The organism is Pseudobythopirellula maris (assembly GCF_007859945.1).
GTDB lineage: Bacteria > Planctomycetota > Planctomycetia > Pirellulales > Lacipirellulaceae > Pseudobythopirellula > Pseudobythopirellula maris.
Genome location: NZ_SJPQ01000001.1, coordinates 953,960 through 965,585, shown reverse-complemented (window position 1 = coordinate 965,585; position 11,626 = coordinate 953,960). Strand labels below are relative to the sequence as shown.

The 11,626-nt window shown below is 64.8% G+C and carries 9 protein-coding genes and 1 tRNA gene; 2 read left to right on the top strand and 8 right to left on the bottom strand.

All coding sequences use genetic code 11. From position 1 onward, the window contains the following. Nucleotides 1-8 precede the first annotated feature (8 nt). The gene (gene kdsB, locus Mal64_RS03485) at nt 9-809 is read left to right on the top strand and encodes a 3-deoxy-manno-octulosonate cytidylyltransferase (protein WP_146397092.1); all 801 of its coding nucleotides are present in this window, start codon (nt 9-11) and stop codon (nt 807-809) included. A gap of 54 nt (nt 810-863) precedes the next feature. Here the strand turns inward: kdsB and Mal64_RS03480 are convergent, their stop codons facing one another. Further along, nucleotides 864-2,360: a vWA domain-containing protein gene (locus Mal64_RS03480; RefSeq protein WP_197525406.1), complete on the bottom strand. Its 1,497-nt coding sequence runs from the start codon at nt 2,358-2,360 to the stop codon at nt 864-866. A 544-nt stretch (nt 2,361-2,904) separates the two neighbouring features. On the opposite strand from Mal64_RS03480, the gene Mal64_RS03475 reads away from it, so the two are divergent. After that, nucleotides 2,905-2,978 (top strand) — tRNA-Ile (locus Mal64_RS03475). 99 nt (nt 2,979-3,077) lie between these two features. Here the strand turns inward: Mal64_RS03475 and Mal64_RS03470 are convergent. From Mal64_RS03470 to Mal64_RS03445, 7 genes are all read right to left on the bottom strand, one after another. Then, nucleotides 3,078-3,578: a hypothetical protein gene (locus Mal64_RS03470; protein ID WP_146397088.1), complete on the bottom strand. Its 501-nt coding sequence runs from the start codon at nt 3,576-3,578 to the stop codon at nt 3,078-3,080. Beyond that, complete coding sequence (locus Mal64_RS03465; RefSeq protein WP_146397086.1) at nt 3,550-4,563, bottom strand: DUF1559 family PulG-like putative transporter; 1,014 nt, start codon at nt 4,561-4,563, stop codon at nt 3,550-3,552. The genes Mal64_RS03470 and Mal64_RS03465 overlap by 29 nt, the downstream gene beginning before the upstream one ends. A gap of 83 nt (nt 4,564-4,646) precedes the next feature. Continuing rightward, nucleotides 4,647-4,868, bottom strand: coding sequence for an integrase core domain-containing protein (locus Mal64_RS20390; protein ID WP_197525405.1), 222 nt, complete (start codon nt 4,866-4,868; stop codon nt 4,647-4,649). Continuing rightward, the gene (locus Mal64_RS20385; RefSeq protein ID WP_197525404.1) at nt 4,865-5,041 is read right to left on the bottom strand and encodes a hypothetical protein; all 177 of its coding nucleotides are present in this window, start codon (nt 5,039-5,041) and stop codon (nt 4,865-4,867) included. Before Mal64_RS20385 ends, Mal64_RS20390 begins: the two co-directional genes overlap by 4 nt. 419 nt (nt 5,042-5,460) lie before the next feature. After that, nucleotides 5,461-8,289, bottom strand: coding sequence for a hypothetical protein (locus tag Mal64_RS03455; RefSeq protein WP_146397082.1), 2,829 nt, complete (start codon nt 8,287-8,289; stop codon nt 5,461-5,463). 24 nt (nt 8,290-8,313) lie between these two features. Continuing rightward, nucleotides 8,314-9,834, bottom strand: coding sequence for a M14-type cytosolic carboxypeptidase (locus Mal64_RS03450; RefSeq protein ID WP_146397080.1), 1,521 nt, complete (start codon nt 9,832-9,834; stop codon nt 8,314-8,316). A 26-nt stretch (nt 9,835-9,860) separates the two neighbouring features. Then, the gene (locus Mal64_RS03445; RefSeq protein WP_146397078.1) at nt 9,861-11,591 is read right to left on the bottom strand and encodes a gamma-glutamyltransferase family protein; all 1,731 of its coding nucleotides are present in this window, start codon (nt 11,589-11,591) and stop codon (nt 9,861-9,863) included. Nucleotides 11,592-11,626: the final 35 nt, after the last annotated feature.

Below are 11,626 nucleotides of genomic sequence, written 5' to 3'. Positions count from 1 at the left end.
GGCGAAGCATGGACGCATCGCACCGCACCGAAGTTCCTGTCTCATTGTCGCTCCCCAGCCAGGGGGCGTGTGTGGTGATCCCGGCCCGGTTGGAGTCGACGCGGCTGCCGCGCAAGATGCTCCTCAACGAGACCGGCCGCTCGATCATCCAGCACACCTACGAGGTCGCCCTGCAGGCAGAGCGTTCCTCGGCGGTGGTCGTGGCGACCGATCACCCCGAGATCGAGCGTGAAGTGCTTGCTTTCGGCGGCCGCTGCGTGATGACGAGCCCCGACTGTCAGAGCGGCGCCGACCGTGTCGCTGAAGCCGCCCGCTCTTTGCCCGGGTTTGACCTTTTCGTCAACCTGCAAGGAGACGAGCCGGAGTTCGACCCGCGGTCGGTCGACCTGCTGATCGACCAAATGCTCGCCGACCCTTCATGCCCGATGGGCACCGTAGCCGCGCCGCTGAGCGATCCGGAGCGGATCGCCGACCCGTCAGTGGTGAAGGTGGTCCTCGACTCGGCCGGTCGCGCGCTCTACTTCAGCCGCAGCCCGATCCCGTACGCACGCGATCCCCAACCGGGCGACGAGCCGAGCTGCCTGCAGCACCTGGGCCTATACGCTTACCGCCGCGCGTTCCTCGAACGGTTGGGCGATCTGCCCCCTTCGCGGCTCGAGCAGACCGAAAAGCTCGAACAGCTCCGCGTGCTTGAGGCGGGCGAGACAATCCGGGTCGGCCTGGTCGACAAGGCCACGGGCGGCATCGACACCCCGGCCGACTACGCGGCGTTCGTCGCACGCTGCAGCAGCCGACGCGCAGCGGCGTGAGCCCGCTTAGAAGCATAGCGTGGCCGCGTGCGGAGCCCATACTGCCCGGCGTGCTCACAAGCCCATGTCAAACTCGAGCAATCTGCCCGGCTCGATCGTGACTCCGTTGGCTACCGGAAGCGGCTCGTCCATGCCTTTTATGTCCGCCTCGATGTCAAACTCTCCCGGCGGGACGAGGTACGGGAAGTAGAGTTGGTCGGCCTTGTCCCAGCTCCGCTTAGTCACGAGCACAAGCTCGCGCTGGGCTTGCAAGGCGGCGCCGTCTTCGGCGGCGTCCGCCGTGGCGTGGGTGCGGCGAAAGAGCCGCCAGCCCATCAGACTCTTATCGCCCCGCTGCACGCGGATGCCGCTGTCGAGCGTCGCCGTAGCCGTGCGGCCCGGCTTGACGACGATTTGGCGGGCGACGGTCGTCAGCTCTCCCACGCCGCTCTTGTAGCGGAATCTCACATCGTAAACCCCGGCCGGCACGGGCTTGTCGAGGTAGTTGTAGAAACCGTTGCCGTTGTCCAGCACGCTCGCCACCAAGTTGTCGGAGCCTGCGTCGTAGATCGCCACCTCCTCGATGTTGACCCGGTCACTCCATTCGGCGTAAGTCAGGTCCTCGGGCAAATTCAGCGCGATTGCCCCTAGTTCGAGCCCCGTGGTCTCTCCCTTGCGGACGGTCACCCTGCCGAGTTCAGAGCGAGTCGGCTCGCCGTGATTGGGGATAGCGAACCACGCGACCAAGGCGTACTCGCCGGCGGGCAACGGGTGGAGAGAGTCGGGCTCGACCTGCCTGATCACCTTGATTCGTCGGCCGTCGGCCACACGGTTGATCTGGATCGCCTCTAAACTCTGAGCCGAATCGTAGGGCATTGAGAGTTCGATCTTCCCGAGGCCCGTTTCGGCGGCGACCGACTCGATGCGGGCCGCCTCAACTTTCTCGGCGATCTCTTGGCTGACGTTCTCGAGCGCGGCGAGCAGCGAGTCGCCGTCTGACGCGTCAAAGTATTCCCCTCCGCCTGTCGACGCCAAGCATGCGAGTTGCGAAGCAGCCGCCGGGCCGACGTTGAATCCAACCGTGTGGACCACGAGCCTAGCCCCGGCTTCCTTGAGTTGGCGGACCACGGCGCACGGGTCGCCTCCGCACGTCTCGATCCCGTCGCTCACGAGCACGAGACTCGTCTCGACATCACGACCCTTGGTCTGGCTAGCTGCCGCTAAGATCGCCTTGGTGATTGGGGTCTTGCCTCGCGGCTCGAGAGCGGCGACCCGTGCGAGCAACGCCGAGCGATCATCGCTCCCCGCAGCGATCAACGTCTCCACGTCGGAGCAACTGCCCGGCGTGCGGTGACCATAGGCCACGAGTCCCACACGCACTTCCGGCTCAAGCCCGGGAACGATCTGGTTCATCACCCGCTTCGCGGCGTCGATCTTCCGCTCGTCTCCCGCCGGCTCGTTCATGCTGCCCGAAGAATCCAAAACGAACAGGACTTCAGGGTAGCCGGCGGAAGCGGGATTTGCTTCCGCTACCAGAAACAGCAGAGCGAAGCAGGCGAGCAATCGGGCCATGAAGATAGGCTCCCGGGTGGGCATGGTAGAAGGCAAAGTAGCGACTGGTGCGTGCGGCTGGCCACCGATGCGGATGCGTCTCGACACCATCTGAAAGCTACGTCAGATATCGCCAAAGGACGGCCAAGCACACAGAAATGCGGCCGCTCTCGTACCTCGCCGAGGCCCATTCGACGGGTCGTTCCGGTTGCGCCGGCAGTCGAAATGCCTATCGTGCTAGGCCAGGATAGAGATCCCAATACAGCGATTGATCGATCAGCGCTACTGATTGAATCCTGGCCGCTAATCTTGGAGGCGAGGATCGGTAATCAATAGATTGAGAACTTGAACGACCGGGAATGCAAAAAAAATTGCTGGCGATCAGATCAGGTCATGAGCTCCAACTGGCGCTTAAGTCCAAGCTAGGCGATGGGCCTAAGGGAGGGGGCGTCGGGCGATTTTAGCTAAGTCGTCCCACCAATTGCCCCTCCGATAGCAGCAGGAAACCGCCAATGGTTCTTGACCCAGACCGCCCGCGACGCAACCCTATGTGATTCAGCGACTTGGCCCGGTAGCTCAGTCGGTTAGAGCAGGGGACTCATAATCCCTTGGTCGGGGGTTCGAGTCCCTCCCGGGCTACTTTTATAGAACGCGCGATTGAGGGGCGGCCGGTTGCTCCCCTAAAAGTGCGGCGGCTAGCTGGCCTTCAATGCGTGGGGCCCTTCCGAGCGAGGGGGATCAGTTCGCTTCTACGACGATCGTCATTTCGTTCTTGCCGGTTGCTTCTACTTCGGCCGTCAAACCGCTGGTGCTTGGCGATGCGTGCTTGAGGTGCACGACCTTGAAGCTCGCCGCATGCGAAGCGTGCTCTTCGCCTAGCTGGTCAGCCGCCGTGGGCGAAACGGGCGGCATCGGTTGGATGACCACCACCTGATACTTACCCGCAGGCGCGCCGTCGGCGTCGTCGTAGGTTCCCAACCGGAAGTTACCCGCGGCGTCGACCTTGCCTCGTGGCGAGGGGCCGGGCGTTGTCGGCACGAACTCGATCGTTGCGTGGCGGACGGTTCCCCCGCCCACGAACTCCACTTTGCCGCGCACGGGATAGCGTGGCGGGCGGCCGTCATCGCAGCCGGCGGATGCGAGAATCCCGGCGACAAGCAACGCGGCCACCGAGGCGCCGAGTTGACCTGTGCTGCGGAGCGTGGCCCGATCAGAAATGCCGTCCGTATTCGATCTCATATTCGTCGTCGCGCCGGCACATGGAGGCGAGGGTTGGGGTGTCGATTTCGCTGGACACGAGTCGGACCGCTCCGTCGGACATGACGAAAGGACAGACCCCAAGGTGCCAGCTGCCGAATCCGAGCACGGGGACGCTGTTGTCGCCTGGCCCGCGAGCAATACCGATCCCGGGACCACCGATGCGGGCGAACGCCGGCAGGTCGCGGCCGTTGTACATCGGCCCGTTCTCCGGCGCCTGCGCCAGTCGCCCGGCGGGCACATGCATTTCACCCACCAATGCCGTGTGGCTCACGCCGTCGACCAAGTCTTTCATCCGGACCTTGTCGAGCCAACCGGCAGAGAGGCCATCGCGGCAAACCGGGCGGCTCGAGATGATCACGCCTGTGCCGTTGCCGCCGCGCCAGTAGGAATACTCATCGGCGTAAGAGCCGCCGGTGTAGTCGCCATGATTGGCGGCGTAATCGCCTGTGGCGCCGCCGACTAGCCAGACGGATTCGAACGAGCTGCAACCGCAGGGGTAGAAGGTTTCGTTCGTGAAGTTGCCCGAGGGAATCACCGACTCGTGGACGGCCCTGCGTGACGGGCACACAAACAGCGGGGAGACGAACTCACGGAGCCGCGGGGCGTGCCGGTCGTAGGGGGCGTACAAATCCCATTCGCTGGCGATCGAGCCCTCTTCCAGATAGGGCAAGATTCTCACTAACCACGACGGCTCCGAAGACTCGCAAGCGTGATCGTCATAGTCGTTGCGTGCCCTCAATCGGGCTGGCGGGAATGCGCCCGTTGCTTCGTGCAACTGAAGCGTAGCCAAGCCAAGGTTGCGGAGGTGGCTCTTGCATTGGGCGAGTCTCGCCGCCTCGCGGGCGGACTGGACCGCCGGAAGCAACAGCCCCACGAGCACGCCGATGATCGCGATGACGACCAGCAGCTCGACAAGAGTAAACGCGCGTGCGTACAGTCGGCGGGGAGTATGCTTCGCGGGCATAGCGGAGAACCGCGTGCTCTGTTTCTTGGGCAGTGATTGCGGAACCGAAGTATAGCTCGCTACGCAAAGCCTCGCCAGAAACACTACGCAAGCTGATTGCAGGCGGGCGAAGGGATCCGGCAGCCCAGCGAGCTGTGGGGCCTGACCGTGTTGTAGTGCCGCCGCCTACGCTCGAGGAGCACGCTGGCTTCCAGCAGCGAGTCGAGCTGCTCTCGGGCGAGCAGCTGGTCCCGCAACTTGCCGTTGAAGTTAACGCAGTGGCCGTTCTCCCAAGGGCTGCCCGGCTCGATGAACCGCGTCTTCACGCCGGTTCGCTCGAGCCATTTCGCACCACCTTGGCCGTGAACTCCGAGCCGTTGTCGCTGCGAATGTATTTGGGCACGCCTCGACCCGCAAACAGGTCGCTCAGCCGCTCCCACACGTCGGCGTGCCTGAGCCTGCGCGCCACATCGATCGCCAGGCACTCTCTTGCGCTCATCGATCAGCGTCAGCATCCCGAAACGCCCGGCCGTCGCTCGTGCGGTCGTGCGGTCGTGCACGAAGCCGTTGCTCCAGAGGTGGTTCTTGAACGCCGGCCGCAGTCGCAAGCACGAGCCGTTCGCCAGCTGCGCCATCCGACGCACCAGACGCGGCTCGTCACTCGGGATTCGCTTCGCCCGACGCTGCGTGCTACGGGGCTGACCGAGAACCTTGCAGGCCCGGCGTTCCGACACCTCGACTCGGCCGAGAGATTCCCTCTTTGAAGGGGCTAGGGCAATCAGCTGCAGGCGTACAAAGAGACGCACTCAGACAGCAGCGATATAGTCATAAACCATGGACGAAAAAACGCCATGCCGACCGGCGGGAGCCGGTCGGCATGGCGTGAGAGAAACCGTTGGATCTGACGAAGCGGGCTGGTCAGCCCACTCGCCGTCGCAGTGCGGGCACGGCTAGCAGGAGAAGGACCATGACCATTGCGCCCGGTTCCGGCACGCTCACGGCCAGCGGCGCGGCGGCGTAGGAAGCGCCGTAGTTGTCCACCCATTCGTCGTAATAGGCCGTCACGCCAGGGGCGCCAAAGGCGCCGAACGCGTCGTCGCGCCACACGGTGAAGTCGGCGGCGTCGACCACGCCGTCGAGGTTGTAGTCGCCCAGGCCGAGCGAATCGAGCGACACGTCGCCTGTGAAGACCGTGCCGGTCGAGGCGTCGCGGTACTCGAAGGTGAGTGAGCCGATGTCGTCGGGGTCGACGATCGTGCCGAGCGTGTGCAACACGCCCGAATCAAACGCCGTACCGGAGAGCAGGAACGACTCGGAGAGCACCCCCGAGTCGGAGCCGCCCGCCTCGGTCCAGGTTTCGCCCACGCCGTCGCCTGCGATCGAGCCGCCGTCGGGGCCGTCGACCGCATCGATCGCCTGGTCTTGCAGGCTCCGCCAGCCATCGACCAAGAGCGAGCCGTCGTCGCTGAGAATGCGGTAGTGGTCGATTTCAAACGGGGTGCCCGTCTCGTTGACGATCGCCGTGTAACCCGACTGCGGATGGACCATGAGGGTCAGTTTGTCGGGATCGATCTCGTAGGGCAGTTCGTCCGCGACAAAGAACCGGTCGATCAACACGTTGTCACCGACAAAATCATTGTTGATGCCGAGACGAACCGCTTCGATGTTGCGTGAAGGCGAGAGCGAGGCGATGCCCGCGGAGTTAAACGAGGATCCCCCGTTGCTGGAGTAGAGCAACTCGTACTCACGGTTGTCGAGGTCGGCCTTCAAGACGGCGATGAACTTGGCGTTCTGGGTGAGACCGACATCGATCAGCGGAACGGGGTTGGAAAAGTCGGTAGAGCCCGTGCCGTTCGCTTGGCCGAGAGCTACCATCTGATCGGAGTCGTCGCGGATGATTTGGAATTCGGCCGTCGTCTCGGTGCCTCGGGGGTCATTGTTCTCGAAGGTGATCCGCAATTCTTCGTTCTGTGTCGTGTCAAGCACGCTCTGGAAGTCCCACGTCAGCTCCATGACGCCAAAGATCGTCCCAGAGGTGAACGCCGGATCGATGTCGACGAAGTGGGTGCCGAATAGGTCGTTGTCCTTCCCCGATAAATCGAGCTGTCCCAAGCCATTTGTGACCACGCCGATCGAATCGCCATCGGCGTCGAGCAGGTTGCCGGAGTTAGCGCTGTTGGCCGCGCCCTCGACTGCTGTCCCCGCTGTGTCATTGAACTGGAAGTCCTCAAAGATGACGGCCTCGGCGCGGCCGGCCGCCAACGCGGCGACGGCCAGAACCGCCAGGGTCACGGCAGGCGTGCTGCGTGTGCTTCGGGTCATGGTGCTGCTCTTAGAGGTGTGCGTTTCAGTAAGGATCCGCGCGTCGCGTCGACGGCGTATGCCCAATGCGAGCATCCCGAGTGCGGCGAGGGCGGCGGAGCCGGGCTCGGGCACGCCGCTGACCAACCGGGCGAACGCCACCTCGCCATTCGCGGCGATGTAATCCGCTTTGAAGATCCCGAAGTCGGCCGCGTCGTTGAGGCCGTCGCTGTTGAGGTCGCCCAGCTGGTACTGCTCGGCCAGTGAGCCGGTGAGGGTCGCCTCGGCGTTGGCGGCGAGGATCGCGTAATCGCCGGAGTCGATGACGCCGTCAAAATTGAGATCGCCCGCCCTCCACTTGTCGCCGCCGTTCTCAATGAAGCTCACGTCCAAAGTCCGCACGCCCCCACCCGACAGCGTCAGCTCGGCCCGCACGTCCTCCACCGGGTTCTGGACCCACAGCCCCGGGGCGCCGTCGGGGGACGAGTCGAGCGCGACCATCTGGCCGTCAGCCAACGTGCCGCTGAAGTCGGCAAAGTCTGTCAAGTCGATCGCGCCGACCTCCGACTCGAGCGTCACGCCGGTGACTCCCGGCACGGCGGCTCCCGAGGTGTTCTTGAGCGTCATGGCTCCGGTTTCGCGGTCGACTTCGAGCGTGACGAGGTCGGTCAGCGGGTTCGTGTCGCTCAGCACGACACGGTCGAGGTCGATGAACTCGTCGATCAAGAATGGCAAGAAGTTCTCGACGCCAAAGTCGCCGGTCACCATCCGGACCGAGTTGCCGTCACGCACACGCGACACGCCGCCCAGGCCAAGCACCTGCGAGGCCGCCGAGCCTTGCTTGTAGAAGATCTCGAAGCTATCGCTGTCTTTGTCGAGCGCCAGGACCACGGTGAAATCTTCGCTCAGGGTGTCGGGCAGTTCCACGACGTTAGCGATGTCGTGCGAGCCGGCCGTGCCGATCGCCTCGCCGAGCAGTTCCATCGCGCCGGTGTCGGGGTTGCGATTGATGCGTACTTGAGCCGTCACGGTCGATCCGCTCGTGCCGCTGTCGTCTTCCAAGAAGGAGAGACGGAACTCCTCGGTGGTCTCGCCGTCGTACTCGCTGAAGTTCCAATCGCTAAACGTGGCGGACAGGTAAACCTGTCCGCTCGAGACGTTCGCTATGTCGAGGAACCGCGACTCGAGGCCGGTGGCGAAAGCGCTGTCGGTGACGATCTGGTACGCACCCGACTGAACGGCTGAGATGTCGCCGGTCGTTTCGTCGTCCGGCGAGGTCGCCTCCTCGTCGTAGAACCAGAAGTTGCCGGGGTTGGCCGTGTTGACAGCCGCGGTCAGCGGCGTGTCGTTGGCGTCGTTGAACTCGAACGATTCGAGGTCGACGGCGCCCGCGTAGGGGGTTCCTAATAGAACGAGGCAAGTGGCGGTGCGTATGAGCCGAAACATGGGTTCAATCTCCTGGGGGGATGCTCAATATGGCTTGGCTGCCGCCGGGGATCGGCGGCGGATGATAAGGGAGATCGCCGCGACCAGTGCGACGGTCAGGGTTGAGGGTTCGGGGACTCCGGCGATCATCAGCGCAAAGGCCTGGGCGCCGTGGGTCGCGACATAAGTCTCTTTGAAAAGGCCGAAGTCGAGTGCGTCGTTCCAGCCGTCGTTGTTCAGGTCGCCCGCCGCGTACGCCTCGGCGGTCGTCAGGCCCGCGGTGCTCGTTTCGGCGTGAGTGGTGAGCACGGCGTAGTCGTCGGCGTCGACGTCGCCGTCGAAGTTGAGGTCACCGTAAGGCGTGGCGAGCAACGCGGCGAACGCCTTGCCGAAGTTCTCTCCCAGCGTGACAAAGCGGTCTTCGTTCTCGCCGGCGATGAATCGTGTCTCGAACGTTCCGGTGAATCCCACGCCCAGTTGCTCGTAGCCAAACTTGGCCCCGGTGTCGTTCTGAAGCGCGGCGTCGAATGTCGCGATGGTCGGTTCGAGTTGCAGCACCTGTTGCCAATAGGGGTGCAGGTGCATGTTCTTGTCGATGTCGGTGTAAACGAAGTGGCTCGAGCCGGGATCGACCGTCGAGTGGAAGTCGAGGAAAATGTCGGCGTCGCCGCCGGTGTCGGCGATGATGGCTTCGCCCACCGCCCGGATGTCGGTCAGCCCGTCGTAGTGCGGCGCGTCCCAGTGGCGGTTCGGGTCGAGGTCAGGAAACTGCACCGTGCTGCGGTTGTAGCCGGCCAGCCGGCCGTCGGGGTTCGCCATCGGATAAACAAAGAACTCGGCCCGGCGGCGGAGCAACGCCGCGTCGAGTTCGTCGCTGACCAGATAGTCGACTAGCGCTTCGAGAGTGAGGTTGGCGAGCGTCTCATTCGAGTGCGTGCCGCCGAGCAGCACGATCTTCGCCTTCGGGCCGTCGGAGCTGGGATCGGTGACGCGGTATCCGTAAAGGTCTTGCTGCGGGATCACGCGGCCGATGTCGTCGATCCCCCCGGGCGACTGCCCGATCACAAGGTCCGAGCCGCCGGTCGCCGTTGGCGAGACCCATGGGCTCGCCGCGACGCCAGCCGTGTGCGATTCCAACCGGTCGATCGAATAAGGCAACCCGTACGCCACCCAGACTTGGTCGGAGGTGAAAGCCGAATCGTTCGAGAACGTGTAGGTGTCGGCCGAAGAGCTCCGCGCGTTGTTGTCGAAGAAGAACCAATTGTCTTGGTCGTAGCTGTAGACCATCTCGTGGTTGTTCAGCCTCGACCCGCCCCCCGGGAAGTCATCGTCGATCCGGAAGGTAAGCTGCTGCCCCTGCACCCCGTTTGCCGAGAAGTAAAGCCACTTCCACTGGCCGGCGTTGTAGTTGTCGCGGCCTGCCAGTTGCACGAAGTCGCCCGAGACAAAGCTGGCCGACTCGTCGAGCGAGCCGTGGTCGAAGTCGCCGTTGAGCGTGACCGCCGCGCGCAGCGGCGTCGTGGCCAAAACGGCGAGCGAGAAGAAGATCCACAGGTGACGGTACAATGCGGTGCGCCTTGGGGGAGTCGGTGTCAGTCGCCGTCGGCGAAGTTGGTGCGGCGGTCGTCGGCGACTCCCTCTAAACGCCCGCCCGCGAGGAACCGCGCCGCGTTGCCGCCGCCGAAGTAGTGGCCGTTGTGCGGCTTGCGTTCGGTCCGCCAGCCGAGCGTTTCGAGCTCTTCCCGCAGCGTGGCGAGCTCATCGGCGGATGCGCCCTCTTCCAGATCGATCACGTTGGGCGGCTGCTTGGAGGTCGAGGGCCGGCGGAGGTGGAAGCGGGGCCGGCCGAACGATTGCTCGAGCGGCGTGTCGGTCAGCAGCACGTCGGCGAGCAGTTGAATCGTGGTGGTCGGGATCCGCTGGCCCCCCGGGATGCCGAGCGCCAGCACCGGCAGGCCGTCGCGTGTCACGAGCACGGGCGCCACGGTGCTGCGGGGCCGCTTGCCCGGGGCCAGGTAGTTGGGGGACGACTTCGTGCGGATCGCAAAATTGCTCATGCTGTCGTTGAGCAGCACGCCCGTGCCGGGCGGCGCGACGCAGGCCCCAAAGTGCAGGCTCAGCGACTGCGTAAGGCTCACCATCTCACCGCTCGAGTCGATCACCACTAGGTGCGTGGTGCTGGCGTCGTCACGGTCGTCGAGCGTGGCGCCCGTAGCCGCGTGCGCGCCGACGAGCGACGCCTTCGGGTCTTGGGGATCAAGATTGGCGGCCAACTCGACGGCCGCGGCGATCGAGTCGTCGGCTAGCAACTCGCGGGTCAGGCGGGCGGCATCGGGCGTGTCGGCCGCCGACTTGCTGATACGCGGGTAGAAGACTTGCAGCAGCCTCCCAATGCGGTCGATGTAAGCCGCGTCGCGCGGCGCGGCGGTTGGCCAGTCGGCCTGCTCAAGCCCCTTGAGCACCGCCAATACGGTCGCCCCACCCGTGAGCGGCGGCGGGCTGCTGTAGACCCGGTAGCCGCGTAAGTTGATCGCCAACGGCTCGCTGAATCGAGGCTGAAAGCTGCGGAAGTCGTCGAGCGACAGCCGCGCGCCGGCCGCCTGGGCGGCCGCGACGATCCGCTCGGCCGTTTCGCCCGTGTAAAAGCCTTTGGCGCCGCCATCGCGATAGCGACGCAGCGTGCCGGCGAGGTCGGGGTTCGAGAACCGCTCACCCACACGGGGCAGGCGGCCATCGACTAAGTAGATCGGCGCGGTCTCGGGGTTGGCCGCCAGTCGTTTCTCGTGAGGGGCCATTAGGTCGCGCATCTCTTCGCTGACGGTGACTCCCTCTTCGGCGAGGCGGATGGCGTCGTCAAAGAGCTCGCCCCACGGCTTCGACCCCCACTTCTGGTGGGCGGCGTACAACCCCGCCGGCAGACCCGGCACGCAGGCCGAGTGGTAGCCCCGCGATCGCTTGGCCGAAGAGAGTGCGGCGAAGGCTTTCACATCGGTTGCCGCGGGCGAAGGGCACAGCGCCTCGACGCAGCCGATCTCGCCGCCGGTCGCTTCACGGTGCAAGAGAACCATCTTGCCGCCCAAGCCCGATCCGTAGGGCTCCGCGACGCCGAGCGCCAACGAGGCGGCGACCGCGGCGTCCATCGCATTGCCCCCCGCGCGCAGCACCGCCAGCCCCGCCGCGGTCGCATCCGGGTGGCCGGTCACAACGACCCCTCGCTCGGCCGCGATGCGTTGCTGGGCCCAAGCGTCGCCCGCAAACCACCCACTCACGATGCACACGAGGGCCGCGGCGATGGCGGGGGGAGATAGCGTCCGCCTTAGCATGCCTCTTCACTCCTACAGGTCACCCGGGGCGCGCC